Raw genomic sequence first — 26,027 nt, 5'->3', positions numbered from 1 at the left:
CTCTATTTCGGCTGCCGGCCGAGCATGTAGAACTCGCCGTTCGGCCGCATGCCGGTGACGTTGGCGAGCCGGTTCGACAGCGCGAAGAACGCCGCAACCGCGGCGATGTCCCAGACGTCGTCGTCGCTGAAGCCGTGGGCGGCAAGCGCGGCGAAGTCCGCCTCCGAGACTTCCTCGGCCGCGCGGCTCACCTTCATGGCGAAGTCGAGCATCGCGCGCTGCCGCGGCGTGATGTCGGCCTTGCGGTAGTTGACCGCGATCTGGTCGGCGATCTCGGGATTCTTGGCGCGGATGCGCAGGATCGCGCCGTGGGCGATCACGCAATACTGGCACTGGTTGGCGGCGCTGGTCGCCACCACGATCATCTCGCGCTCGGCCTTGGAGAGGCCGGAGTCCTTTTCCATCAGCGCGTCGTGATAGGCGAAGAAGGCGCGAAACTCGTCGGGGCGATAGGCCAAGGTGAGGAAGACGTTCGGCACGAAGCCGGATTTCTCCTGCACCGCCAGGATGCGGGCGCGGATATCCTCGGGGAGCTTGTCGAGAGCGGGCGTCGGGAAGCGTTTTGCGGTCGGCTGGGTCATGAGATGGTTCCGGCGTGCCGCCTGGATGCGGCGTCACGCGAGACCATAGTGGATGACGGGTCGGGCGCAAGGCGCATCGTGCCTTGCCGCGATGATGCTAGCGCAACGGCTTCTTCAGCAGCGAGAAGCGGTCCGGATCGAGGCCGAGCGAGGGCTGCAGCATCGGGGCCTCGGCCGGCGCCATGGTGCGCGCCGGCGCCGCAGAGTTGAAGTTGGCGTCGCCGCTTGGGCTGTCGCGATGCGAGGTGGCGCCGCGCCAGCGCTCCAGCACGGCGCTGACGAAATGCATGTCATGGCCGGCGGTGACCGACGGTACCGTGGCGATGGTGGCCTCGCCGCGCGGCAACTGGTGCGGCGGCACCTCCTTGAAGCGCAGCCGGGTCGGCAGCGCTACGCCTTCGCCGAACGCCAGCACCTCGCGGGTGCCGAGCGAGGGTACGAAGGACAGCAGGTTGGCGGCGGCGTCCGAGACCGCGGAGCGGAGCAGCGCCTGGTCGCGGTCGTTGGCGAGGCGCATCGTGAACAGCGTGTTGCACTGGGAGATGATGGTCGCGTCGAGCTCGGCCGGACGCTGGGTGATCAGGCCGAGATAGACGCCGTATTTGCGGCCTTCCTTGGCAATGCGCGACACCGCCTTGCGGGTCGGCCCGAAGCCGATATTGCGGTCGGCGGAGGCGTAGCGGTGCGCTTCCTCGCAGACGAACAGCATCGGCGAGACGCCGTCGCTCCACAGCCCGAAATCGAACGCCATGCGGCACAGCACCGACACCACGGAATCGACGACTTCGGCAGGGAAGCCGGCGAGCTGCATGATGGTCATCGGCTTGCCGTTGGCGGGCAGGCGGAACAGATGGCTGATCACCTCGGCCATGGTATCGCCGCCGACATTGGCATTGTCGAACATGAAGGCGTAGCGCGGATCGTTGCGCACCGCGTCGATGCGCGAGATCAGCTTGTGATAGATGATGCGCGAGGAGCGGTTCTCCAGCTTGCCCATGCGCTCGTCGATCAGCGAGATCAGGTCGACCAGCCGATAGGGCACCGGCGTATCGACGGTGTAGCCGACCTGCTTGGGATCGATGCGCTTCAGCCCGAGACCGACCCGGTCGGAGTTCTGGTACTGGGTGTAGATGCCCTTCGCCATCGGAATCACTTCGGCGAGGATGTCGAGCTCCTCGGGCACGCCGGGCCGGCCGCCGAAGAGCACGTCGACGATCTCTTCGAAGTTGAACAGCCAGAACGGCAGCTTCAGGTTTCGCGGGTTGAGCACCTGGGCGCGCTCGCCGAAGCAGCGGCCATATTCGTTGTGTACGTCGAGCAGGAAGATGCGCAGGTTCGGCCGCGACTTCAGGATCTCGTTGAGCAGCAGCGACACGCCTGTCGACTTGCCGACGCCGGTCGAGCCGAGCACCGCGAAGTGCTTGGACAGCATCTCCTCGACGTCGACGTAGGCGATCACAGAACGATCCTGCTGCAGCGTGCCGACATTGATCTGGTCTGAGCCGCTCGGCGCATAGACCGTGCGCAGCTCCTGGTTCGTGATCAGATCGGTGCTGTCGCCGATGGTCGGATAATGGGTGACGCCGCGCTGGAATTTCGGGCGATCGCCGCCCAGGATCTCACCCAGCAGATCGACCGAGGCGGTCGCCATGTATTCGTCGGATGCCGGCAGGTTCTCGCACGTCACTTCGGTGATCATGGCGACGATAACCGAACTCGCGCAGCGGATACTGACGAACCGGCCGACGGTCGCTCGCATCTCTGAAAGTTGCATCTGGCCGCCCGCCAGCAGCCCAACCCGGGCCTGCGAGCCGCGCACAGAGATCACACGTCCGAAGGGTGTCACAGTTCCAGCCTGGCTCGTTCTCAAAATCTAAATGTCCGGACCAATATGCCCGCCCGGGATTGGAAAAACCGTTAAATCGCCGGGGTTCCGCATCCGCTAAATCTACACCTTCCCGGTGACGATTTGTTTCTGTCGTACCGGGAGATGACGCCCCCTCGTGTGCATCGGCGGCGGAATCGTCGCTTTCCGGCACAGCCGCGTTTGTTTCCCGGTTTTTCCGTTAACGCGGGATTCACCATCTCCGAGGAGTGCATCGGCAGCTCCGTAGGTTTACGGGAGATGGGGCGCGATTTGTCATACGCTGTCACCCGGTATCGCGTAACCGATTGCTAACTGCGAGTTGTAACGACCTTTCCATTTGTGCTGCGTAACGATGCCGCGCCCGGGAGAGATCAGCGTGCGCATCGAACACCGCAATTCATCGTCAGGACATGCCGACGCCGGCTCGACCAAGGGGCTGGCGTTCTGTGCCGGCCTGTTGGTCGGCAGCCTGCTCGGAAGCGCGACCGCGCAATGGAGCGAGCGCGAAGGCCTGCTGATGGCGGCATTCGCGATCATGGCCGTGATCGTCTTCCTGTTGCTCAAGCGGCACGAAATCTCCGACGAGCGGCTCGCCACCGAACGCCGCAATCTCATGACTGCCGTGAACAACATTCCGCAGGGCCTCGTGCTCTACGATGCGTCGGCGCGCATCATCATCTGCAACCGTCCCTACATCGAGATGTTCGGGCTTTCGCCCGACGTCGCCAGGCCCGGCTGCACCATGCACCGGCTGATCGCGCACAGGCAGGAGACCGGCTCGTTCGACGGCGACGTCGACGACTTCTGCGACGCCATCATCGGCAACGTGAAGCTTGGCCGCGCCACGCGTCAGCTGACGCAGGCGCCGGGCGGGCGCGCGATCGAGATCGTCAACAAGCCGCTGCCGGAAGGCGGCTGGGTGGCGACCATTCAGGATGTCACGGAGCGCACGCGCACCGAGAACAAGATCGCCCACATGGCGCATTATGATGCGCTGACCGACCTGCCGAACCGCGTGCTGTTCCGCGAGCGCCTGGAGCGGGCCCTGAAGGCGATCCGGCCGGATCAGCAGCTCGCGGTCATGTATATCGACATCGACGAGTTCAAGGCCGTCAACGACGCGCTCGGCCATCAGATCGGCGACGAATTGCTCAGGGCGATCGCCGACCGCCTGCGCGGCTGTGTCGGGGACACCGACGTCGCGGCGCGGCTCGGCGGTGACGAGTTTGCCGTGATCCAGACCGCCGTCCGCGATCAGACCGAGACCATGCAGCTCCTCGCTGCGATCTATCAGGCGATCCGCCGGCCGATCGACTGCAGCGGGCATCTGATCACCACCGATGCCAGCATCGGCATCGCCGTTGCGCCCGCCGACGGCCTCGACATCGATCAATTGCTGCGCAATGCCGACCTCGCGCTCTACGGAGCCAAGAGCGACGGCCGCCGCACCTACCGGTTCTTCGAGGCCGGCATGGACGCACGCGCCAAGGCGCGGCGCAGCCTCGAGCTCGAGCTGCGCCAGGCGATCGCCGACGGCAGCTTCGAGCTGCATTATCAGCCGCTGCTCCATCTCGAGGAGGGGCAGGTCAGTTGCTGCGAGGCGCTGGTGCGCTGGCGTCATCCGGAACGCGGCACCATCTCGCCGGCGGATTTCATCCCGATCGCCGAGGACACCGGCCTGATCAACGATCTCGGTCACTGGGTGCTCAACACCGCGTGCCGCGAGGCGATGAACTGGCCGGAGCATGTTCATGTCGCGGTCAATGTGTCTCCGATTCAGTTCAAGAGCCAGACACTGGCACTCAACGTCGCCGCCGCGCTCGCCGCGACCGGTCTTGCACCTTCGCGGCTCGAGCTCGAGATCACCGAGGCGGTGCTGATCCGCGACGACGAGGCCGCGCTCGATATCCTGCATCAGCTGCGCGAACTCGGCGTCCGTATCGCGCTCGACGATTTCGGCACCGGCTATTCCTCGCTGAGCTATCTGCAGCGCTTCCCGTTCGACAAGATCAAGATCGACCGCGCCTTCATCAAGGATCTCGCCGGGACCGGCGCGTCGTCCACGATCGTCCAGGCCGTCGTCAACATCGCCGCTGCCAGCGACATGACCACGACCGCGGAGGGCGTCGAGACCGAGCAGCAGCGCAACCTGCTGCGCATCCTCGGCTGCACCGAGATGCAGGGCTATCTGTTCAGCCGGCCGGTGGCATCGGCTGACATCCGCAAGCTGCTGTCGTCGCATCGCGAGACGGCTGTCTCGGTCGTCTGACACCGCGCTCGACCGCTTTCACGAGGTGATTCCGGCCACGGAATGCCGTGCGAGCGCAATTGCCGTCGCCAGTAATTTGTTGACGGGACCTAACCATTTGTACACTAGTACAAATCGACGCGCCGCTCACCTCCAGCCGCAAGTCGGCGATCCGGCGGCGTCGTCGCGGAGGGAGACCGTCCATGGAGCAGTCGGAACCGATCTTCGATCTCGCGCATCTCGGGCACATGGAGCTTTTGACGCCGAAGCCGGACGAGAGCCTGAAATTCTTCATCGACGTCATGGGCATGACCGTCAGCGGCCGCAACGGCGAGTCGGTCTATCTGCGCGGCTGGGATGATTACGAGCGCTATTCGCTGAAGCTGACGGCGTCGAAGACTTCAGGAATGGAGCACATGGCGCTGCGGGCGCGCAGCCCGCAGGCGCTCGAACGCCGCGTTGCCGCGCTGAAGGGTTCGGGCTTCGATATCGGCTGGATCGATGGTGACATGGGGCAGGGGCCGGCATTCCGCTGCCGCGATCCCGACGGCCATGTCATCGAGCTCTATTACGAGACCGAGTGGTACGAGGCGCCGTCCGAGCTGAGGCCCGCGCTGAAAAACCAGGCGCAGCGCTTTCCGGCGCGCGGCGTCAATGTCCGGCGGCTCGACCATCTCAATTGCCTCGCGGTCGACATCAAGGCCAACCGTCTGTTCTTCGAAGACTACCTCGGCTGCCGCACCACCGAGCAGATCGTGCTCAACGACGGCACGGAAGCCGCGATGTGGATGACGATGTCGAACAAGAGCTACGACTTCGCCTATACGCGCGACCATTACGGCAAGCGCGGCCGGTTTCACCATGTCACCTACGCGCTCGACAGCCGCGAGGAGATCCTGCGGGCCGCGGATATTTTTCTCGAGCACGGGGTGCATATCGAGACCGGGCCGCACAAGCACGCGATCCAGCAGACCTTCTTCCTCTATGTCTATGAACCCGGCGGCAACCGCGTCGAGGTTGCCAACGCCGGCGCACGCCTGATCCTCGCGCCGGACTGGAAGCCGATCGTGTGGACCGAGGAAGAGCGCAAGAGGGGACAGGCGTGGGGGTTGAAGACGATCGAGTCGTTCCACACCCACGGCACCCCGCCAGTGATCGACTAGATGCCGGACCGCCGCACGGCCGCCTGAGCGCGTCGATACGCCGCCGCGAACACCCGCGCTCGCTGACGACAACACCGACGTGCAACCGATATGATCCGGTTCGCGACGGCGGGCGCTGGGCCGCGCGAGACGTGAACCGGTGAGAACGAGCACAATGGCTGGCAAGACGCAAAAGACGTCGGCGAAGGGGGCGAAAAAGAGCGCCGCGAAGCGTGGCTCTGCAAAGCCGCGTCTGCTCGCGGGCGGTAATCCGCAGATCGCAAAAGGCTATGGCGATGCTCCGGTGCAAGCCTATATCGCCGCGATGCCGGGGTGGAAGCGCGACGTCGGACGCAAGCTTGACGCGCTCATCGTGCGTACCGTCCCCGGCGTGTACAAGGCGGTGAAGTGGAACTCGCCGCTCTACGGCATGGAAGGGGACGGCTGGTTCCTCGGCATCCATGTCTTCACGCGCTACGTCAAGGTGGCGTTCTTTCGCGGCGCGTCGCTGCATCCGGTGCCGCCGGGCGAGTCCAAGCAGCAGCACACGCGCTATCTCGACATTCACGAGAACGACGAGCTCGACGAAGCCCAGTTCACCGCGTGGGTGAAGCAAGCCAGCCAATTGCCCGGCGAACGGATGTGAACGCAAGCAAGACTGTCGAACAACGGCCATCACGCGCCGTCGATGCGGCTATGCGCCGTGGAGCATTGCCTCGCCTCGGGCGTTTGGTGCTAGGCTGCACCGGAGCGCGATGAATCGTCATCGCGCTTTGGATTGTTGTCTTGGCATGATCTCTTCGGAAAACCGCTTCGCACTTTTTGCGGATCATGCCCTGGTAACGTCAGAGGAAAACGTCGATGAGCGAACACACGACGGACAAGCGCGTGCGAGAGGCGTCTCGCAGGCGATTCCTTCAGGCCGGTGCAGCACTGGCCGGTGGCTCCGCGATATCGGGAGTTGCCGGTTCTACCGCGCTTGCCGAACAGGGGAATAATCTTCCGCCCAATGTGCCGGAATGGATGAAAGCGCCCGGCGACCCGATGGGAAGCCAGCCCTATGGCACGCCGTCGGTTCACGAGAAGGCTGTCGTCAAGAACATCTCGAAGACGCTGCCGCAATACATTTCCGCCTCGGGCCGCACGCCGTTGCAGGAGCTCGACGGCATCATCACACCGAACGGTTTGTTCTACGAACGGCACCATGGCGGCGTGCCGACCATCGACCCGGCCGAGCACCGGCTGGTGCTGCACGGCATGGTCGATCGCCCGCTGGTGTTCACGATGGAGGACATCCGCCGCTTTCCGTCGCAGTCGCGCATCCACTTCCTCGAGTGCTCCGGCAATCCGGTTTACACCAAGCCCTACGGCAAGACGGCCTCCGACCTCGTCGGCCTCCTGAGCTGTGCGGAATGGACCGGCGTGCCGCTGAAGACAGTGCTGGACGAGGCGGGCCTGCAGGCGGGCGCCAAATGGATCGTGGCCGAAGGCGCCGACGCGGCTGCGTTGACGCGCTCGATCCCGATCGAGAAATGCCTCGACGACGCCATGCTGGTCTACAGCCAGAATGGCGAGCGGCTGCGCCCGCAGCAGGGCTATCCGCTGCGCCTGTTGCTGCCTGGCTTCGAGGGCAACATGAACGTGAAGTGGCTGCGCCGGCTCAAGGTCGTCGCGGAGCCGGCCTATTCGCGCGAGGAGACCTCGAAATACACCGACCCGATGCCCGACGGCACCTCGCGCGAATTCACCTTCTACATGGAAGCCAAGTCGATCATCACGCGGCCGTCCGGCGGGCAGAAGCTGACCACGCAGGGCTTTCACGAGATCACCGGCATCGCCTGGAGCGGTCACGGCAAGGTCAAGAGCGTCGAGGTCTCGCTCGACGAGGGTAAGAGCTGGCAGCAGGCCGAATTGCAGGAACCGGTGCTGACGCGCGCGCTCACGCGCTTCCGCTTGCCCTGGCATTGGGACGGCAAGCCTGCCGTGATCCAGAGCCGCGCCATCGACGAGACCGGATACGTCCAGCCGACGCTGGCGGAATTGGTCAAGGTGCGCGGTCTCAACTCGTTCTACCACAACAACGCGATCTGGCCCTGGCGTATCGATGCGAATGGTGAGGTGACCAATGGCCAGGCGTAAGCTCAAGGCGGCGTTCCTTGTGAGTGCGGTCGCGATGCTCGCCACTGCCGGGCACGCCGAGGATCGCTTTGGCATCGGGCGTGCGGCGACGCCTGCCGAGATCGCCGGCTGGAACATCGATATCGGCCGTGACGGCTCCAACCTGCCGCCGGGCGGCGGCAGTGTCGAGCGCGGCCGCGCGGTGTTCAGCGAGCAATGCGCGGCGTGCCATGGCGACAGCGGGCAGGGCGGCGTCGGCGACCGCCTGGTCGGCGGACAGGGCACGCTGGCGAGCCCGAAGCCGATCCGCACCGTCGGCAGCTATTGGCCCTATGCCCCGACGCTGTTCGACTACATCCGCCGTGCGATGCCGCAGAACGCGCCGCAGTCACTGAGCAATGAGGACGTCTACGCGGTGTCCGCCTACATCCTCAGTCTGAACGGCATCGTGCCGGCCAATGCGGTGCTCGACGCGAAGTCGCTCGCCGCCGTCAAGATGCCGAACCGCGACGGCTTTGTTTCCGACCCGCGGCCCGACGTGCACAACCACTGAAGCGTCGGCTGGACGTATGTCTCGGGCTGCGGTTGCGGTGCCGGGCAGACGGCTGGGCTCGCGCCATTGTGACCTCCTGGTCCCTGTGTCCGGTCCTTGGCCGTCACCACATCAATCGCGGGCACAAGAGCAACGCCGCCGCTCTTGGACAGTTTTCAGGTGATGTATCGGAGAGGTCATATGGCCGGATTCAAGGCCGTTGCAGCCGTTGCGCTGCTTGTGGGAATGACGTTTACGCCGGTCGCGGCCCAGATGTCGGAGCCGGCATATTTCGACGCGCAAAATCCCGGACGCAGCGCGATCAACGGCGGCGCCCTGACGCCATGGGGCGAGGCCCAGGAGGCCGCGCGACATGGCGGCAATCCGGCGAACGCCTACGGTGCCATGCCCGCGGCCGAGCCATCTTCCGCCTGCACGCGTTACCGTTCATTCGATCCGGCGTCCGGCACCTTCCTTGGCCGCGACGGCCGCCGCCATCCCTGCCAATAAGGCCCTGCACCATGCTTGGCGGTGGATAAGGGCGCCGGCATTCGCCCGGCGCGCGAACGACTGGACGTTAGCCGCGTTATAGTCTGCCGATCGCGTCGGGTCCCGCCGGACCCGAGCGGCGGAGGACACCCGGCGTGACAGACACCCTGGCCGGTTTCTGGGACCGAAAGTCGACCTCCGACCTGTTGCGGGAGGCGGCGCGGGCCGACGGCGACGCGGAGACGCCGGTCTTCAGGCGCTCGCTGTCGGCATTGCAACTGGTCACGCTCGGCATCGGTGGCATCATCGGCGCCGGTATCTTCGTGCTGACGGGCCACGCGGCCGCCGCCAATGCCGGTCCCGCGGTCACGCTCTCCTTCATGCTTGGTGCGGTGGCCTGCGCCTTTGCCGGCCTGTGCTACGCCGAGATGTCGTCGACGGTGCCGATCTGCGGCAGCGCCTACACCTATGCCTATGCCACGCTCGGCGAACTGATCGCCTGGATCATCGGCTGGGACCTGATCCTTGAATACGCGGTCGGCGCGATCGCGGTCTCGGTCGGTTGGTCCGGCTATTTCGTCAGTTTGATGCGCGATTTCGGCATCAACCTGCCGCAGCAATTCACCTCGGCGCCGCTCGCCTACGACGTCAACACCGGCGTGTGGTCGTCGACCGGTGCGGTCGTCAACATCCCGGCGATGGCGATCATCGCCTTCGTGACCACGCTGCTGGTGGTCGGCATTCGCGAGTCCGCGCGCTTCACCAGCTTCGTCGTCGTGGTAAAGCTCGTCGTGATCGCGCTGTTTCTCGCCACCGCGGCTTCCTCGGTGACGCTGGCGAACTGGGTGACGGCGAGCAACCCGGAGGGCGTGCTGATCCCGCCGAATGCCGGTCCTGGCGTGTTCGGCTGGTCCGGCGTGGTCCGCGGCGCGGCGGTGGTGTTCTTCGCCTATATCGGCTTCGACGCGATCTCGACCGCGGCGCAGGAAGCGAAGACGCCGGAGCGCGACATGCCGATCGGCATTCTCGGCTCGCTCGTGATCTGCGCCGCGCTCTATGTCGCGGTCGGATTCGTGCTGACCGGCATCGTGCCCTATGACCGGCTCGGCGTGCCCGATCCGATCGCCGTCGGCATCGACGCGATCGGCATCGGCTGGCTCGGTCCGTTCATCAAGCTCGGCATCCTGTTCGGATTGACGTCGGTGATCCTCATCATGCTGCTGGCGCAGCCGCGAATTTTTCGCGCCATGGCGCATGACGGATTGCTGCCGGGCTTTGCCGCAAAGATCCATCCGCGCTTCCAGACCCCCTATGTCTCGACCATCTTCGCCGGCACCGTCGCCGCTCTTCTCGGCGGGCTGTTGCCGATCGGGCTGGTCGGCGAACTGGTCTCGATCGGCACGCTGTTCGCATTCACGGTGGTCTCGATCGGCACGCTGGTGCTGCGCGTGCGCGATCCGGAATTGCCGCGTCCGTTCAAGGCGCCGGCGATCTGGCTGGTGGCCCCGGCTGCCGCTGCAACCTCGCTGTTCCTGATGTTCGGGCTGCCGCTCGACACCTGGATCAGGCTCGCGGTGTGGCTAATGATCGGGCTTGTGATCTATGCGGCCTATGGCAGACGGCACAGCCGGCTGCGGGCGAGCGGCGGGGACCACGCGGGCCTATAGTACGCGCGCGTGCGGCCTGCTAGATGTACGCGTTGAGATAGCGCCGCAAGCCGCGACAGTCGGCGCAGGTCCCGGGAGGCTTCATGAAAAATCCAAATGCACGCGCGCGGTGGATGGTCGCCGCGCTTGTCTCGATCGCCATCATGGCGCCTGGTCCCGGCCATGCGGCGTCGGTTGCGCCGGTCGCCGCCGAGAACGGCATGGTGGTGTCGGCGCAACATCTTGCCACGCAGGTCGGCGTCGAGGTGTTGAAGCGGGGCGGCAATGCGGTCGATGCGGCGGTCGCCGTTGGTTATGCGCTTGCAGTGGCTTATCCCGCCGCCGGCAATCTCGGTGGCGGCGGATTCATGACCATCCAGTTCGCCGACGGCCGCAAGACCTTCCTGGATTTCCGGGAGACCGCCCCGAAGGGCGCCACCGCCGACATGTATCTCGACAAGGAAGGCAAGATTGTCGCCGGCCTCTCCACCAAGGGCCATCTCGCCGTTGGCGTGCCCGGTTCGGTCGCGGGAATGGAATATGCGCGCGAGAAATACGGCACCATGAAGCGCGCCGACGTGATCGCGCCGGCGCTGCAACTCGCCGAGGACGGTTTCGTGCTCGATCGCGGCGACATTCAGATGTTGGATTCTGCGGTCGACGATCTTCGCCAGGATCCGCCCTCGGCCGCGATCTTTCTCAACAATGGAAAGCCGTTCCAGGTCGGCGAGCGGCTGACGCAGCATGAGCTCGCCGAGACGCTGCGCGAGATCAGCAAGCGCGGCACGGATGGCTTCTACAAGGGTTGGGTCGGTGCGGCGATCGTCGCCGCGAGCCAGGGCGGCAAGGGCCTGCTGACGCAGGAGGATCTGGACAACTACAGGGTTCGCGAGCTGGCGCCGGTCGAATGTGACTATCGCGGTTACCACGTGGTCTCGGCGCCGCCGCCTAGCTCGGGCGGGGTGGTGATCTGCGAGATGCTCAACATCCTCGAAGGCTATCCGCTGAAGGAGCTCGGCTACCATTCGGCGCAGGCGGTGCACTACCAGATCGAGGCGATGCGCCACGCCTATGTCGACCGCAACAGCTATCTCGGCGATCCGGACTTCGTGAAGAATCCGCTCGAGCGCCTACTCGACAAGACTTACGCCGCGAAGATCCGTGCCGCGATCGACCCGGCAAAGGCCGGCGTCTCCAGGGACATCAGGCCCGGCGTTCCGCCGCATGAGGGCAGCAACACCACGCACTATTCGATTGCCGACAAGGACGGCAATGCGGTGTCGGTCACCTACACGCTGAACGACTGGTTCGGCGCCAAGGTGACGGCGGCCAAGACCGGCGTGCTGCTGAATGACGAGATGGACGACTTCACCGCCAAGGTCGGCGTGCCGAACCTGTATGGGCTGGTGCAGGGGGAGGCCAATGCGATCGTCCCCGGCAAGCGTCCGCTGTCCTCGATGAGCCCGACCATCGTCTCCAAGGACGGCAAGCCGGTCATCGTGATGGGCACCCCGGGCGGCAGCCGCATCATCACCGCCGTGCTGCTGACGATGATCAATGCCATCGACTACGGCATGAACGCGCAGGAGGCCGTGGACATGCCGCGCTTCCACCAGCAATGGCTTCCGGAGGCGACCAACCTCGAGGACTTCACGCTGTCGCCGGACACGCGGAAGATCCTGGAGGGCATGGGCCACAAATTCGGCCCGCCGCAGCCGGCCAACCACCTCGCGGTGATCATCGTCGGCGCGCCATCGCTGGGCGGCAAGCCGGTCGGCAACAACCGCTTCTATGGCGCGAACGACCCACGCCGCAATTCGGGGCTCGCTGCGGGGTATTGAGCGTGACGCCCAATGCCAACCCGTAGCCCGGATGAGCGAAGCGATACCGGGTCTTGTTGAGCTCCCGCATGTCGCTCGGCTCATGCGGGCTACCGCTCCAATTGATCCCGCGCGTCAGGCGACGGCCGCCGACCTGCCGTCGTCGTGCCCGCTGGTCAGCAGCAGGCGCCGGCGGATCGCGTCTTCGACCAGGGCCAGGGATTGCTTGGCTTCGCGCGCCTCGGCCTCGGCGGCCTGGGCCCGGAATTCGGCCGCATCGAGCTGCTCCTGTTGGGACTCGATGCGCCGTCGGGCTTCCTCGAGCGCCCGCGACGCGTCCCTCAATTTGCGCTCGGTGGCGGCGATGATTTCGAGCTGCGCCTGTTCGGCGGCCTCGGCGCGGGCTTCGCCGGCGCGGGCCCGGTCCTCGATGCTGCGGAACAAATCCGCCGCCTGATAGACGAGGTCCAAGGCTTCTGTGCCCATGGCCGATGTGGGTGGTCTTGGAAATCCAACGACATTCGGGTCGGCCGCAAATGGCCGTCTAAATCCGCGCAGTGCCATCCAAATCAGCCCGTCGCGAGTCGGTGTATGCCAACAACTTGCGGTAGTTATAGTTAACAAATCCTTAATCTGATCGGCGCGCCGGCCCTGTCCACCGGTTTCTGATGTCGCAGCCCCCAAATCGGCGGCCGGATAGGGAATCGATCCGTCAGGCCCGCGCTTTTCCTTCGTAACGTGCTTTCCGCGCAAGCGCAGCGAGACCGCAGCGCTATCAGGCGCGGAGCGCGAATCGCGCAGCGCTGCAGCGGAGATCGACGCAGCCTCCACGGGGCACGGCCAGTCGGCGAGGTCTGCCGATTTGGCTGCGGGTGCGAGCCGGGCTCTATGGCATAAGTTTGACGCCTGGCTTGCTTTAATTCTCCGGTGTTGAATTGCAGGTCCATGGAGCGACCGATATACCGGGCGGCCTAAGTGGCACGCAGCGCGCTCAGAACGAGCGACGTATTCGCCACGGAAATCTGATCGATGAAATTTCTGTTGCGGTTCTTCGGGTTCCTGTTCACCGCAGGCACCATCCTGTTCCTGGCCGGTCTGGCCGCGGTCGCAGGGCTGTTCTGGCATTTCTCCAAGGACCTGCCCGACTATTCGCAGCTCCAGAACTACGAGCCGCCGGTGATGACCCGCGTGCACGCGGCCGACGGCTCGCTGCTCGGCGAATACGCCAAGGAGCGCAGGCTCTATCTGCCGATCCAGGCGGTGCCGAAGCTCGTGATCAACGCGTTCCTCGCCGCCGAGGACAAGAATTTCTACGAGCATGGCGGCGTCGACTACACCGGCATGGCGCGCGCCGGCGTCGCCTACATCCAGAACTTCGGTTCCAACCGGCGGCCGCAGGGCGCCTCGACCATCACCCAGCAGGTCGCCAAGAACTTCCTTTTGACCAACGAGGTGTCGTTCACCCGCAAGATCAAGGAAGCCTTGCTGGCGATGCGAATCGAGCGGGCTTACTCCAAGGACAAGATCCTCGAGCTCTATCTCAACGAAATCTATCTCGGCCTTGGCGCCTACGGCATCGCGGCGGCCTCGCTGGTGTATTTCGACAAGTCCGTCAATGAACTGACGGTCGCGGAAGCGGCCTATCTGGCGGCGCTGCCGAAAATGCCGGCCAGCCTGCATCCGGTGCGCAACCGCGCGCGCGCCGTCGAACGCCGCAACTACGTGATCGACCGCCTGCAGGAGAACGGCTGGATCACCGCCGCCGACGCCGACAAGGCGCGCAAGGAGCCGCTGACCGTCACCAACCGCAGCAATGGCGCGCACACCTTCGCCGGCGAATATTTCTCGGAAGAAGTCCGCCGCGACATCTTCGAGCGCTATGGCGAGAAGAAGCTCTATGAGGGCGGCCTGTCGGTGCGTACCACGCTCGACCCCAAGGTCCAGGTGATGGCCCGCAAGGCCATGGTGGCTGGGCTCGTCAACTATGACGAGCAGCAGGGCTATCGCGGTGCGATCCAGAAGCTCGACCTGACCAGTGACTGGGGCGTGCCGCTCGCCGAGATCAAGTCGCTGTCCGACATCTCGCCGTGGCGGATGGCGGTGGTGCTGGAGAGCAACGACCAGTCGGCACGGATCGGCTTCCAGCCGGGCCGCGAGCTCGGCGGCGCCATCAGCAAGCAGCGCGAGACCGGCATCATCACGATGGACGGCGTGCGCTGGGCCAAGAGCAAGGGCAAGACGCCGACATCGGTGGCGCAGGTGCTGCAGCCCGGCGACGTGATCTACGCCGACCCGCTCTTCAGCAAGGACGGCCAGCGCGTCGAAGGCCAGTACCGGCTGCGCCAGATCCCTGAGCTGTCGGGTGCGATGGTGGCGATGGATCCGCATACCGGCCGCGTGCTGGCGATGGTCGGCGGTTTCTCGTTCGACCAGAGCCAGTTCAACCGCGCGACGCAGGCCTACCGGCAGCCCGGCTCGACCTTCAAGCCGATCGTCTATTCGTCGGCGCTCGACAACGGCTACACCGGCTCGACCATGATGATCGACGCCCCGATCGAGATCGACCAGGGGCAGGGCAACATCTGGCGGCCCGAAAACTTCTCCACCGGCAAGTATCAGGGCCAGGTGACGCTGCGCAACGCGCTGCGGCTGTCGCTCAACACCGTGACCGTGCGGCTGGCGCAGGAAATCGGCATGCCGCTGATCGGCGAGTATGCAAAGCGCTTCGGCGTCTATGACGAGTTGCCGAACTATCTTGCCTATGCGCTCGGCGCCGGCGAGACCACAGTGATGCGGATGGCCACGGCCTATTCGATGATCGCCAATGGCGGCGTCCGCGTGAAGCCGACCCTGATCGATCGCATCCAGGACCGCTACGGCCACACCATCTTCAAGCACGATCAGCGCGAATGTCGCGGCTGCGACGCGCCGGAGGGCTGGAAGAACCAGCCGGAGCCGCAGCTCGTCGACCGCCGCGAGCGGGTGCTCGACGCGATGTCCGCCTACCAGATCACCTCGCTGATGGAGGGCGTGATTCAGGCCGGTACCGGCACCGCGCTGAAAGAGGTCGGCAAGCCGCTCGCCGGCAAGACCGGCACCTCGAACGAGGCCAAGGATCTCTGGTTCGTCGGCTTCTCGCCGGACCTCGTGGTCGGTCTCTATGTCGGCTACGACAAGCCGCGCTCGCTCGGCCGCAACGCGCAGGCCGGCCATACCGCGGCGCCGATCGCGCGCGACTTCCTGAAGCTCGCGCTGGCCGACAAGCCCGCCACCCCGTTCAAGCAGCCGGTCGGTATCCGGCTGGTCCTGGTCGATGCCAAGACCGGCCAGCGTGCCCCGCCTGGCCAGAACAGGGGCGTGGTGCTCGAAGCCTTCAAGCCGGGCCAGGCGCCGCCGTTCAATGATCCCGGGATGGTCGCCGGCACCGACGTGATCGACGGCACCCAGCAGGGCATTTCGCCGGACGCCGATCGGGCCGTGATGCGGTCAGGGACGGGCGGGCTGTACTGAGGCCGGGCGGCGGGGGCATCCGCCGACTAGAACCGTATGGCCTCGTGCGCCGCCGCGGCAACGCGATGGTGCGGCGCTTTGTCAGGGGACGTGCGGAGCGCAGCGGTTGAACGCGCCGCTTGCAGGATCGACCTATCAGAGAGGTCGGCAGAATTGCCGGAGATTGAGCAGGGCTTCCGCGTGGGAGGTGTGTCCCGACGGTGGATCGCGAATGATCAAGGTGCTCAAGGTCGTCGCCCACATCGGGTGGGCGGTTTCCATGATCGGGCTCGGGACGCTGATCGGCGCGAGCTATGGGTGGGCGCATCATGGCTGGATCGGCGCGATCGCGCTCGGCATTGTTGGGTTCAGCGTCGGGGCATTCCTTGCCATCGATCCGCTCATCGTCCTTGAATTCCTTCATGGAAGCCTTTGACGCCGCGACCGGAGGGGAAGCTGCCGCCTGTCGATGCTCGCATTCGGGTGGTCGGCGGTCCGGCCGCGATTTTCACGCCCATTCCTTGCCAACAATGCTTGCCAAGCGTGGGACCAAGCGGGTAGAAGGTCGCTCTCGCGCGGGCGCTGATTTGGCAGGCGAACCCGCTGCGCCGAGATGTCCAGTCATCCAGCTAAGCTGTTGATACCACGGACTATTCTTGGGGAATGGTGTAACGGTAGCACAACAGACTCTGACTCTGTTTGTCTTGGTTCGAATCCAGGTTCCCCAGCCAATCTGCCTCGGTGGCGCGGTCATCCTCTGAAATGTCGACGAGATTGCCGGGCGCGGCCTGCGCCTGATGCAGGACGCGGTGTGCCATCACGACATGAGGGTGGATCAGTTCGGCGTAATCCACCATGGTCTCGCGCGTGTGGTCCGGCCCGTTGCGACAGAGGTTTAAGGTGATGGACGAAATTCTCTACGCCCGCGAAGCGTCGATCGGCGTCGACGAGTTCATCGAGGTGCTGCGGCAGTCGGGCCTCGGCGAGCGGCGACCGCTGGCGGATACCGACCGGATGGAGCGCATGATCGCCAATGCGAATCTGATCGTGACGGCGCGGAAGGCAGGCAAGCTGGTCGGCGTGTCGCGCGCGCTGACCGATTTCGCTTATTGCTGCTATTTGTCCGACCTTGCGGTCGATCGCGGGTATCAGGGACATGGCATCGGCAAGCGCCTGATCGCGGAAACGCGGCGCCTCGCCGGACCTGAATCGATGTGCCTGCTGTTGTCGGCGCCGGACTCGATCGGGTTCTACAAGACCATCGGCATGCCGCAGCCGGACAACGCGTTCCTCTACAAGCGGGAGCGATAATTGCGCGGCGTTACTTGATCTTGTCGTAGACCGTCGCGAAGTCGGCGAGCGGCATCGGGATCGAGATGGTTTCCTTGCCGAGATTCTGGAACGACACCTTGAGCTGCTTGCCCGATTTCAGCTGGCTCAGGACATCGGCGGAGATCGGCGTATTGATGTAGCAGCCGCGCGCCTCGCAGGTCTGGATCGGCACGTCGACAGCCTTGCCGTCGTCGATCTGCAGCTTGGCGCCGACAGGCAGGTTCAATCCGAGTGGAAGCTGGATCAGCGCAACCGGCGTGCGGGTGTCGCCGGGAACGCGGATATTGACCAGCACGATGAGCTGGCCGGTCTTGGTGAGCACCGCGGTCTGTTCCATCGCGCATTCGAGCGGGGCATCGCGGCTCGCACTGGTGCAGCGCGCGATCCAGCCGGAATTGTTGGGGGCTGCTGCATCACCCTGAGGCGCGGCGGGAGCGGCTGCCGGAGCGGGCGCGTTCTTGCTCTTGGCTGTCTGGGCGTGGCCAGCGTGGGCCATGCCGAACAAGGTCAACAGGACGAAGAGCGACTTTGCGACAATCTTCACGGTACCGGCTCCGAAATGGACATCTTTCGGATGTGCCGTGATGCCGGCAAAGTCAAGTCACTCGGCGGCCTCCTTGACCGATCCATGCTCGCCGTCGTCAGCGTCGTGGTCGGCGGGCGGCGAGCGGCCCCAGTTGGCAAACGCGTTGGAGAGCTTGTCGAGATAGAGATAGACGACCGGCGTCGTGAACAGCGTCAGCGCCTGGCTGACGATCAGGCCGCCGACCATGGCGTAGCCGAGCGGCTGGCGGATTTCCGAGCCGGTGCCGGTCCCGAGCATCAGCGGCACGCCGCCGAGCAAAGCGGCCATCGTCGTCATCATGATCGGGCGGAAGCGGAGCAGGGCGGCCTGGCGGATCGCCGCCACCGGCTCCATGTGCTGGTCGCGCTCGGCCGCGATCGCGAAGTCGACCATCATGATGCCGTTCTTCTTCACGATGCCGATCAACAGGATGATGCCGATCAGCGCGATCAGCGAGAAGTCGAAGCCGGCCGCCATCAGGATCGCGAGCGCGCCGACGCCGGCCGACGGCAGCGTCGACAGAATCGTGATCGGGTGGATGTAGCTTTCGTAGAGAATGCCGAGGATCAGGTAGACGACCACGAGCGCCGCGAGGATCAACAGCGGCACGGTCGACAGCGATTGCTGGAACGCCTGCGCTGTGCCCTGGAAGCTCGAGCTCAGGGTTGGCGGCGCGCCAAGATCGACCATCGCCTTCTGCACCGCTTCGGTCGCCTGTCCGAGCGCAACACCCTGCGCCAGGTTGAACGAGATGGTGATCGCCGGGAACTGGCCCTGGTGGCTGATCGAGAGCGGCCGGACCGGCACGCTGGTCCAGGTCGCGAATGTCGAGATCGGCACCTGTTCGCCGGTCAGCGGCGACTTGATGTAGATATTGTTCAGCGTGTCGATCGCGCCCTGCAGCTCCGGCAGCACCTCGAGGATCACGTGGTAGCTGTTGAGCTGGGTGAAGTACTGCGTCACCTGGCGCTGGCCGAACGCATCATAGAGCGTGTCGTCGATCAGTTGCGGCTGGATGCCGTAGCGCGAGGCGGTGTCGCGGTTGATCTTCAATTCGAGCGTGGTGCCGTTGGTCTGCTGGTCGGTGGCGACGTCGCGCAGCTGCGGCAGCGTCTGCATCTTGCCGAGAATCTTCGGCGCCCATTCGTTCAATTCGGCGAGGTTGGCATCCTGCAGCGTGAATTCGAACTGGGTGCGGGTCGGGCGGCCGCCGAGGCGGACGTCCTGCGCCGCCTGCATGAACAGCCGGGCACCCTCGACCTTCTCCAGCTTCGGCCGCAGCCGGGCGATGACCTGCTGCGCGTTGGCGTCGCGATCCTTCAGCGGCTTCAGCGTGATGTACATCGCGCCGTTGTTGCCGGCGCGGCCGCTGCCGCCGATCGCCATCGCCACCGTCGCCACCGCGGGATCCTGCTGCACGATCCTGCCGAGCTCCTCCTGCTTCCGCTTCATGTCGGCGAAGGAGATGTCCTGGTTGGCTTCCGAGGTCGCGGTGATCAGGCCGACGTCCTGCTGCGGGAAGAAGCCCTTCGGGATGATGACGAACAGGTAGACCGACAGCGCCAGCGTCCCGAAGAAGATCATCAACGTCGTGAACTTCCAGCGCAAGGCGAGGTCGAGCACGCTCTGATAGCCGCGCAGCATGGCGTCGAAGCCGCGCTCGCTGAGCTGGTAGAACCGGCCGTGCTTCTCGTCATTGTGGGCGCGCAGGAAGCGCGAGGCCATCATCGGGGTCAGCGTCAGCGACACGAACATCGAGACGAAGATGGTCATCGCCAGCACTACCGCGAATTCGCGGAACAGGCGGCCGATGATGCCGCCCATCAGGAGCAGCGGGATCAGCACCGCGACCAGCGAGATGCTGATCGAAACGATGGTGAAGCCGATTTCCTGCGAGCCCTTGAAGGCGGCAGCCATCGGCTTCTCGCCCTCTTCGATGTAGCGGCTGATGTTCTCCAGCATCACGATGGCGTCGTCGACCACGAAGCCGACCGCGATCGTCAGCGCCATCAGCGACAGATTGTCGAGCGTGTAGCCGAACACCCACATCAGCGCGCAGGCGCCGAGCAGCGCCAATGGCACCGTGACCGTCGGGATCACGGTCGCCCAGAAACTGCGCAGGAAGACGAAGATCACCATGACGACCAGGAAGATGGTCAACAGCAGGGTGAACTGGACGTCCTCGACCGCCGCGCGGATCGTGGTGGTGCGGTCGCTGATGACGTCGATCTTGATCGCCGGCGGGATCGCGGCGACCAGCCGGGGCAGCGTCGCCTTGATCTTGTCGACGGTGTCGATGACGTTGGCGCCGGGCTGCTTGAAGATGACGAGGAATACGCCGCGCTTGCCGTTGGCCCAGGCGGCCTGCTTGGCGTCCTCGGGCCCGGTGACGGCCTGGCCGATGTCACGGATCCGCAGCGGCCCGCCATTGCGGTAGGCGATGATGACGTCGTTCCACGGGCTCGCCGTGAGCAACTGGTCGTTGGCGTAGATGGTATAGGCGCGGGTGGCGCCGTCGATATTGCCCTTCGGACTGTCGACGGTGGCGATGTTGATCGCGGCGCGGACGTCTTCCAGCGACAGGCCCTTGGCGACGAGCTTGGCCGGGTCGATCTGGACGCGAACCGACGGCTTCTGCTGGCCGCCGATGATGACCTGCGCAACGCCCGAGATCTGGCTGATCTGCTGCGCCAGCTGGGCGTCGACAGCGTCGCTGACCGTCGTCAGCGGCAGCGTATCCGATGTCGCCGACAGCAGCATGATCGGCGAGTCGGCCGGGTTGACCTTGCGGTAGGTCGGCGGCGAGGGAAGGGTTTTCGGCAACTGGCCGCTGGCCGCGTTGATGGCGGCCTGCACGTCATTGGCGGCGCCGTCGATGCTGCGGTTGAGGTCGAACTGGATGGTGACCGCCGCCGTGCCGAGATAGCTCGTCGAGGTCATCTGCGCGATGCCCGGGATCTGCGCGAACTGGCGCTCCAGCGGCTGGGCGACCGATGTCGCCATCGTTTCCGGGCTGGCGCCGGGCAGGGTCGCGGTGATCTGGATGGTGGGGAAGTCGACCTGCGGCAGCGGCGCGACCGGCAGCAGGGGATAGGCGACGAGGCCGACGAACAGGATGCCCGCCATCAGCAGCGAGGTGCCGATGGGGAAGCGAATGAATGGTGCGGAAATTCCGGCGCCGACGCTCATTCCTGCGCAACCTTCGACTGGGACGGATCCGAGCTCGCCACCGCCGTTGTCACCAGGGTTCCCGGCGAGACCTTGTACTGGCCCGCGGTGATCACCTGCTGTCCGGGCGACAGGCCCTCGTCGATCACCGACTTGCCGTCGATCGACTGGCTGACCTTGATCTTGCGAAGCTCGGCCTTGTTCTCCTGATTGACTGAATACGCGTAGAGGCCATCGGTGCCATGCTGCACCGCGTCATCCGGGACGACGGTGGCATCCTTCAAGGTTCTGACCAGAAGGCGAGTCGAGACCGACTGGCCCGGCCACAGCGCGTGGTCCTTGTTATCGAACACCGCCTTCAGCCGGACAGTCCCGCTTGACGTGTCGACCTGATTGTTGATCAGCGCCAGGGTTCCGGTGGACAGCACCCGCTTGCCGTCGGTGGTCAGGGCAATGGTCTTGGGCGGCGCCACGGCCAGCGCCGCCTTGATATCCGGCAACTGGTCCTCCGGCGCGGTGAAGATCACCGTGATCGGCTCGATCTGGGTGATCGTGACAATGCCGGTCTGCGCCGAGGCATTGACGATGTTGCCGATATCGACCAGTCGCAGGCCGACAATCCCGTCGATCGGGGATTTGACGGAGGTGTAGTCCACCTGGGTCTGGGCGTTGAAGATGGCGGCCTCGTCAGCCGAGATCTGGGCGGTCAGCTGAGCCACCGTGGAGCGCTGGGTGTCGAGTTGCTGACGCGTCGCGAACTCGCCGAGCTTGGTGTAACGCTGCAGGTCGAGATTGGCGTTGGCGAGATTGGCTTCGTCCTGGGCCTTCTTGGCCTTGGCCTGGTCGAGCGTCGCCTGATAGGGGCGCGGATCGATCTCGACCAGCGTGTCACCCGCCTTGACGAACTGACCTTCCTTGAAAGCGATCCTGGTGATCTGGCCGTCGACCCGGGTGCGGACCTGGACGGTGTTGAATGCCTGCACGGTGCCGAGACCGGTGAGATAGACCGGGAAGTCGGCCTTCTCGACCGGCGAGATCTTGACCGGGACGGCCGGGCGTTGGGCGGAGCGCTTCTGCGCGGCTTCGGCCGCTTGCTGGTTGCTCGTGTGTTTCTGCCAGCCGAAATAACCGGCGGCGCCGACCGCAGCGATCACTAAAACCCAACCGATGGTGCGTGACTTTGACATGCGGACTCTTGGGTTCGACGTAACAATAAAGGCTGATCGAAACGGTTCACAGAGCTTGCGGATATAATATGCGTGCACTTAATGTGTAAACACACCAAGGCTTGAGAATCCTAAACATTTGGAAAGGTTTAGGTCAGAAACGAGCAGAAACATTTCGCCTGGGAAACGCACCGAGGACCCCTATGTCGCTCGATCTCAAACGCCAGTTTATCGCGCAGCTCGTCGAGAGTTCCCGGCTGCTGCGCAATTATATCGATCATCGCGCCAAGGCGCGAGGCACCACGCGCGCGCAATGGATCGTGCTCTTCCGCTTGCGCGAGCAGGAGGGACTGTCCCAGGTCGATCTCGCCGACGTCCTCGAATTGCAGCCGATCTCGCTGGTGCGGCTGCTCGACCGCCTTGTCGAGCATGGCTTGCTCGAACGCCGTCCCGATCCCAGGGATCGCCGTGCCAATCGCCTGTTCCTGACCAGGAGCGGGCGCCGCCTCGTCGACGATCTCGACAGTTTGCGCGACGCGATCGCCGGCGACGTGTTGCGCGACGTCTCGGACAAGCATGTCGAAAGCGGCCTCGCCACGCTGCGCGAGGTCAAGGATCGCATCAAGGCGCTCGGCGAGGAGGCGGAGCGCATCGCCGCGAAATAGCGCGTCTCATCGCGCGCAAACACTGCTCTCCATCGGTTCATCTGTTTCAGCTTGCGCGACCCGGTTGAAACACCGCGGGATGTCGTTCATATCGCGCAGCGACGATGCGAGAGGATGAGGGCCGCGATGGATGAGTTGAACGGGCGCATGATGGCATGCCAGATCCTGGTCACCGGATTGATCGCGCGCGTCGCCAACGAGCAGCGGGACCCGCTGCGTTTTCTCACCGACTTCCGCGACGAGATCAAAGCGGTCGTCAACGGCGTCAATATCGCCGGCCTTGAGAACAGCGACAGCGTGCGGCAGGTCGCGCAGCGGACGATCGACGAGCTGTTTTCGCTGATGAAGCCACCAAGTGCCGAGTGATCGCGTGGACGCATGGACAGCACCGCAAGCGGCGGCCAATGACGGGAAGCACCGATTTAGAACGATTATTAGAACGCTTAAAAACTCTAGTTTAGAACGATTTCAAACCGCAGATTAGAATCGCTTTGAATTGGGGCGATTCAAGCCGATTGTTGCGCTCGTCGCATTGATAAAAAAACTCACGCTCGATAACCGAAAGAGACAGTTCGTCGCAGCTTCATTCCGCGAACGGGCTGACTTTTCTGGGGCGAGCAAGACATGAGCAATATGAAGGCGCCGAGATCGCTGCGCTTTGATGCAGCGATCGGTTCGGCTGATGACACCGGTTATTCCGCCACGAAGGTCTCCGCAGTCGCGAGCCTGATCGCGGTGGCGTCGTTTTCGGGGGCCGAAGCGCAGCAATCCAACCTGCCGCCGGTGAATGTCGATGCCCCGGTCGCTCGCCCGCGGCCCGTGACGTCAAAGCCCACTGCGGACCAGGTCCGTGCCCGCAACGCGTTGCGCCGCGCCGCGCGTCGCAACAACCAGCAGGCACAGCAGGCGCCGGTGCCGTTTCCCAACGCCGGCGGTCTTCCCGCCGACCGCGATCCCTATGCGGATCCGGCCGCGCCGTACAAGGGCGACCGTTTGCAGTCGTCCGGGAAATATCCCGAGCCGATCTTGAACACGCCGAAATCGGTCACGGTGCTGACCAAGGACGTGCTCGAAGACAAGAACGCCACATCGCTGAAGTCGGCGATCCTGTCGACGGCCGGCGTCACGCTCGGCACGGGCGAGGGCGGCAATGCGTTCGGCGACCGCTTCTTCATCCGCGGCTTCGACGCGCGCAACGACATCTTCATCGACGGCGTGCGCGACTCCGGCGTCAGCGTCCGCGAGAACTTCTTCACCGAGCAGGTCGAGATCCTGCGCGGCCCGGGCTCGTCCTTTGCGGGCCGCGGCACCACCGGCGGCGCGATCAACATCGTCACCAAGCAGGCGACGACGCAGAACAGCTTCTACAACATGGACACCACGTTCGGCACCGATCGCACCAAGCGCGTGACGCTCGACGTCAACCAGGTGATCAGCCCGACGCTGGCGATCCGCGCCGGCGGCCTGTTCCAGGATGCCGGCGTCGCCGGCCGCAGCTATATCACCGACGACCGCAACGGCGCGTTCGTCGCCGGCACGTGGAAGCCGGTCGACGCGGTGAAGATCACCGGCAACTACATCCACACCGAGCTCACCGGCATCCCGGATTTCGGCGTGCCGTACTATCGGCCGAGCACCGCGAGCACGGCCGGCGGTCCGTTTCCGGATTTCGGCGTCAACCGCAACAATTTCTACGGCTTCGTCAATCGCGACTTCTTCAGGACCGGGCAGGACATCGGTACGATCAACGCCGAGGTGCAGATCACGCCGGACCTCGTGGTCAGCAACAAGATCCGGGAATCGCGTTCGACCCAGAACTACATCGGCACGCTGCCGGAAGCGCCGACGCTGGCCGCGGGCGCTCCGTTCACGGCGTATACGCTGAGCGCCAATCCGCAAAGCCGCTACCAGGTCACCGACGTGTTCGCCAACCAGACCGAGGCGACCTACAAGTCGGTCGACGGGCTCGGCTTCAAGCACACGACGACGGCCGGCGTCGAATACGACAACGAGCGGTCCTCGATCGACAGATATCTCGGCCTGAGCTCGGAAATAACGACCGGCACGTCGGCCTTCACGGGAAGCGGATCGCTCTCGGGCGTCAGCGTGTTCAATCCGCAATACACCAACATTCCATTCCCGATTCCGTCGGGGCTGTCCGGGATGCCGACCAAGATCGGGATCGACACCACCAGCGGCTACATCATGGATACCGCGAACTACAATGACTTCGTGATCCTCAATGGCGGCATCCGCTACGACGACTACAAGATCAACACGTCCGGATATCTGACGTCGGGCAACAGGACCACATTCGGCAGTCAATCGGCCGACTTCGGGATGCCGAACTTCAACCTCGGCCTCACGTTGAAGCCGTTGCCGAACGGCAGCGTCTATGCGGCCTATGCGACCTCGTCGAACCCTGTCGGCGCCGAGTTCGACGGCACCAGCACTGCGTATGGCGGCCTGTCTCCCGTGCTGAACGGTGGCAATACCCAAATCTTTGGGCCGGAAAAGAACAAGGCGATCGAAGTCGGCACCAAGTGGGAATTGTTCGATCGTCATCTGCTGGTGACGGCGGCGCTGTTCCAGACCGAGAAGGAAAATGCGCGCGAATCGCAGAACGTGAACAACGCAACCGCGGCCGCGGCGCTCGGCTGCTCCTATCCGACCGGGACGACCGGCAATATCTCCTGCATCACCGCGGGCGCGGCCTACCGCATCCGCGGCATCGATCTCGGCGTCGGCGGCAAGATCACCGACAAATGGAGCGTGTTCGGCGGTCTCGTGCTGATGCAGTCGGCAGTGACGAGGTCGCTGGCGCCGCCGGCCAACACCATCCTGTACTCCAGCAATGTCGGACTGCCGCTCGCCAACGTCGCGCACCAGTCGTTCAGCATGCTGACCAAGTACCAACTCACCGACATGTGGGAGGTTGGCGGTCAGGCGGTGTACCGCTCGAAGGTCTATGGCGGTACGCTGCTCGCGGCCAACCAGGGCACCTCGATCCCGAGCTACTGGCGCTTCGACGCCTTTGCCGAAGCAAAGATCGACAAGCACTGGACGATGAAGCTGTTCGTCAACAACATCTTCGACAAGCGCTACTACGACGCGCTGTACCAGAGCGCGGCGCCGTTCGTACTCGAAGCGCCGGGACGCGCCGCGTATCTGGTTGTTTCTGCGCGTTACTGACGGAGGC

The 26,027-nt window shown here is 64.6% G+C and carries 20 protein-coding genes and 1 tRNA gene; 15 read left to right on the top strand and 6 right to left on the bottom strand.

Annotation, left to right across the window (positions count from 1 at the left end):
* Nucleotides 1–2 precede the first annotated feature (2 nt).
* Nucleotides 3–581, bottom strand: coding sequence for a peroxidase-related enzyme (locus tag JEY66_RS27230; RefSeq protein ID WP_016848430.1), 579 nt, complete (start codon nt 579–581; stop codon nt 3–5).
* Between the two features lie 97 nt (nt 582–678).
* Entirely contained in the window at nt 679–2,427 is a 1,749-nt protein-coding gene (locus JEY66_RS27225; RefSeq protein ID WP_026192637.1) for an ATP-binding protein, read from the bottom strand.
* A 397-nt stretch (nt 2,428–2,824) separates the two neighbouring features.
* On the opposite strand from JEY66_RS27225, the gene JEY66_RS27220 reads away from it, so the two are divergent.
* The 8 genes from JEY66_RS27220 (at nt 2,825) to ggt (ending at nt 12,464) form a co-directional block, all read left to right on the top strand.
* The gene (locus JEY66_RS27220) at nt 2,825–4,717 is read left to right on the top strand and encodes a putative bifunctional diguanylate cyclase/phosphodiesterase (RefSeq protein WP_370144021.1); all 1,893 of its coding nucleotides are present in this window, start codon (nt 2,825–2,827) and stop codon (nt 4,715–4,717) included.
* 182 nt (nt 4,718–4,899) lie between these two features.
* Nucleotides 4,900–5,859, top strand: a complete 960-nt coding sequence (locus JEY66_RS27215) for a catechol 2,3-dioxygenase (protein ID WP_018271106.1) — start codon at nt 4,900–4,902, stop codon at nt 5,857–5,859.
* 154 nt (nt 5,860–6,013) lie between these two features.
* Nucleotides 6,014–6,484 (top strand): DUF1801 domain-containing protein, encoded by a 471-nt coding sequence (locus JEY66_RS27210; RefSeq protein ID WP_016848434.1) that lies wholly within the window; start codon nt 6,014–6,016, stop codon nt 6,482–6,484.
* A gap of 215 nt (nt 6,485–6,699) precedes the next feature.
* Nucleotides 6,700–7,977 carry a sulfite dehydrogenase gene (soxC, locus tag JEY66_RS27205; protein WP_026192638.1) on the top strand — a complete coding sequence of 426 codons (1,278 nt, stop codon included), beginning with the start codon at nt 6,700–6,702 and terminating at the stop codon, nt 7,975–7,977.
* Nucleotides 7,978–8,011: 34 nt separating this feature from the next.
* Nucleotides 8,012–8,509 (top strand): c-type cytochrome, encoded by a 498-nt coding sequence (locus tag JEY66_RS27200; RefSeq protein ID WP_050999462.1) that lies wholly within the window; start codon nt 8,012–8,014, stop codon nt 8,507–8,509.
* A 180-nt stretch (nt 8,510–8,689) separates the two neighbouring features.
* Nucleotides 8,690–8,998 (top strand): BA14K family protein, encoded by a 309-nt coding sequence (locus JEY66_RS27195; protein WP_018271109.1) that lies wholly within the window; start codon nt 8,690–8,692, stop codon nt 8,996–8,998.
* A gap of 146 nt (nt 8,999–9,144) precedes the next feature.
* Nucleotides 9,145–10,644 carry an amino acid permease gene (locus JEY66_RS27190; RefSeq protein ID WP_026192639.1) on the top strand — a complete coding sequence of 500 codons (1,500 nt, stop codon included), beginning with the start codon at nt 9,145–9,147 and terminating at the stop codon, nt 10,642–10,644.
* Nucleotides 10,645–10,727: 83 nt separating this feature from the next.
* Nucleotides 10,728–12,464 (top strand): gamma-glutamyltransferase, encoded by a 1,737-nt coding sequence (gene ggt / locus JEY66_RS27185; protein ID WP_026192640.1) that lies wholly within the window; start codon nt 10,728–10,730, stop codon nt 12,462–12,464.
* Nucleotides 12,465–12,578: 114 nt separating this feature from the next.
* Here the strand turns inward: ggt and JEY66_RS27180 are convergent, their stop codons facing one another.
* Nucleotides 12,579–12,914: a hypothetical protein gene (locus tag JEY66_RS27180; RefSeq protein WP_016848439.1), complete on the bottom strand. Its 336-nt coding sequence runs from the start codon at nt 12,912–12,914 to the stop codon at nt 12,579–12,581.
* A 558-nt stretch (nt 12,915–13,472) separates the two neighbouring features.
* Between JEY66_RS27180 and JEY66_RS27175 the strand changes: the two genes are divergently transcribed.
* The 4 genes from JEY66_RS27175 to JEY66_RS27160 all read left to right on the top strand — a co-directional run bounded on the left by JEY66_RS27175 (nt 13,473) and on the right by JEY66_RS27160 (nt 17,243).
* Entirely contained in the window at nt 13,473–15,953 is a 2,481-nt protein-coding gene (locus tag JEY66_RS27175; protein ID WP_018271113.1) for a penicillin-binding protein 1A, read from the top strand.
* 211 nt (nt 15,954–16,164) lie between these two features.
* Complete coding sequence (locus JEY66_RS27170) at nt 16,165–16,368, top strand: hypothetical protein (protein ID WP_018271114.1); 204 nt, start codon at nt 16,165–16,167, stop codon at nt 16,366–16,368.
* Between the two features lie 221 nt (nt 16,369–16,589).
* A tRNA-Gln gene (locus tag JEY66_RS27165) sits at nt 16,590–16,663 on the top strand.
* A gap of 172 nt (nt 16,664–16,835) precedes the next feature.
* Entirely contained in the window at nt 16,836–17,243 is a 408-nt protein-coding gene (locus JEY66_RS27160) for a GNAT family N-acetyltransferase (RefSeq protein ID WP_018271115.1), read from the top strand.
* Between the two features lie 10 nt (nt 17,244–17,253).
* On the opposite strand, the gene JEY66_RS27155 is transcribed toward JEY66_RS27160, so the two are convergent.
* From JEY66_RS27155 to JEY66_RS27145, 3 genes are all read right to left on the bottom strand, one after another.
* Nucleotides 17,254–17,760 carry an invasion associated locus B family protein gene (locus JEY66_RS27155; RefSeq protein WP_050999463.1) on the bottom strand — a complete coding sequence of 169 codons (507 nt, stop codon included), beginning with the start codon at nt 17,758–17,760 and terminating at the stop codon, nt 17,254–17,256.
* 105 nt (nt 17,761–17,865) lie between these two features.
* Nucleotides 17,866–21,018, bottom strand: a complete 3,153-nt coding sequence (locus JEY66_RS27150; RefSeq protein ID WP_018271117.1) for an efflux RND transporter permease subunit — start codon at nt 21,016–21,018, stop codon at nt 17,866–17,868.
* Nucleotides 21,015–22,184 carry an efflux RND transporter periplasmic adaptor subunit gene (locus JEY66_RS27145; RefSeq protein ID WP_026192643.1) on the bottom strand — a complete coding sequence of 390 codons (1,170 nt, stop codon included), beginning with the start codon at nt 22,182–22,184 and terminating at the stop codon, nt 21,015–21,017. Before JEY66_RS27145 ends, JEY66_RS27150 begins: the two co-directional genes overlap by 4 nt.
* Before the next feature lie 182 nt (nt 22,185–22,366).
* Between JEY66_RS27145 and JEY66_RS27140 the strand changes: the two genes are divergently transcribed.
* From JEY66_RS27140 to JEY66_RS27130, 3 genes are all read left to right on the top strand, one after another.
* On the top strand, nt 22,367–22,828 hold the full coding sequence (locus JEY66_RS27140) for a MarR family winged helix-turn-helix transcriptional regulator (protein WP_016841339.1): 462 nt from the start codon (nt 22,367–22,369) through the stop codon (nt 22,826–22,828).
* Nucleotides 22,829–22,954: 126 nt separating this feature from the next.
* Nucleotides 22,955–23,194, top strand: a complete 240-nt coding sequence (locus tag JEY66_RS27135) for a hypothetical protein (RefSeq protein WP_016841340.1) — start codon at nt 22,955–22,957, stop codon at nt 23,192–23,194.
* 258 nt (nt 23,195–23,452) lie between these two features.
* On the top strand, nt 23,453–26,020 hold the full coding sequence (locus JEY66_RS27130; protein ID WP_016841341.1) for a TonB-dependent receptor: 2,568 nt from the start codon (nt 23,453–23,455) through the stop codon (nt 26,018–26,020).
* The last annotated feature ends 7 nt before the right edge of the window (nt 26,021–26,027 follow it).

This window comes from Bradyrhizobium elkanii USDA 76, assembly GCF_023278185.1.
Taxonomy (GTDB): domain Bacteria; phylum Pseudomonadota; class Alphaproteobacteria; order Rhizobiales; family Xanthobacteraceae; genus Bradyrhizobium; species Bradyrhizobium elkanii.
Note: the sequence above shows the minus strand (reverse complement) of the source record. Positions and strands in the feature narration are given on the sequence as shown.

Bases quoted from the DNA above. Each gene is read 5' to 3' on its own strand.
- JEY66_RS27140 (WP_016841339.1), top strand. From the start codon at position 22,367: ATGTCGCTCGATCTCAAACGCCAGTTTATCGCGCAGCTCGTCGAGAGT.
- JEY66_RS27195 (WP_018271109.1), top strand. From the start codon at position 8,690: ATGGCCGGATTCAAGGCCGTTGCAGCCGTTGCGCTGCTTGTGGGAATG.
- ggt (WP_026192640.1), top strand. From the start codon at position 10,728: ATGAAAAATCCAAATGCACGCGCGCGGTGGATGGTCGCCGCGCTTGTC.
- JEY66_RS27170 (WP_018271114.1), top strand. From the start codon at position 16,165: ATGATCAAGGTGCTCAAGGTCGTCGCCCACATCGGGTGGGCGGTTTCC.
- JEY66_RS27210 (WP_016848434.1), top strand. From the start codon at position 6,014: ATGGCTGGCAAGACGCAAAAGACGTCGGCGAAGGGGGCGAAAAAGAGC.
- JEY66_RS27215 (WP_018271106.1), top strand. From the start codon at position 4,900: ATGGAGCAGTCGGAACCGATCTTCGATCTCGCGCATCTCGGGCACATG.
- soxC (WP_026192638.1), top strand. From the start codon at position 6,700: ATGAGCGAACACACGACGGACAAGCGCGTGCGAGAGGCGTCTCGCAGG.
- JEY66_RS27130 (WP_016841341.1), top strand. From the start codon at position 23,453: ATGAGCAATATGAAGGCGCCGAGATCGCTGCGCTTTGATGCAGCGATC.
- JEY66_RS27135 (WP_016841340.1), top strand. From the start codon at position 22,955: ATGGATGAGTTGAACGGGCGCATGATGGCATGCCAGATCCTGGTCACC.
- JEY66_RS27155 (WP_050999463.1), bottom strand. From the start codon at position 17,760: ATGGCCCACGCTGGCCACGCCCAGACAGCCAAGAGCAAGAACGCGCCC.
- JEY66_RS27230 (WP_016848430.1), bottom strand. From the start codon at position 581: ATGACCCAGCCGACCGCAAAACGCTTCCCGACGCCCGCTCTCGACAAG.
- JEY66_RS27150 (WP_018271117.1), bottom strand. From the start codon at position 21,018: ATGAGCGTCGGCGCCGGAATTTCCGCACCATTCATTCGCTTCCCCATC.
- JEY66_RS27160 (WP_018271115.1), top strand. From the start codon at position 16,836: ATGGACGAAATTCTCTACGCCCGCGAAGCGTCGATCGGCGTCGACGAG.
- JEY66_RS27175 (WP_018271113.1), top strand. From the start codon at position 13,473: ATGAAATTTCTGTTGCGGTTCTTCGGGTTCCTGTTCACCGCAGGCACC.
- JEY66_RS27200 (WP_050999462.1), top strand. From the start codon at position 8,012: ATGCTCGCCACTGCCGGGCACGCCGAGGATCGCTTTGGCATCGGGCGT.
- JEY66_RS27145 (WP_026192643.1), bottom strand. From the start codon at position 22,184: ATGTCAAAGTCACGCACCATCGGTTGGGTTTTAGTGATCGCTGCGGTC.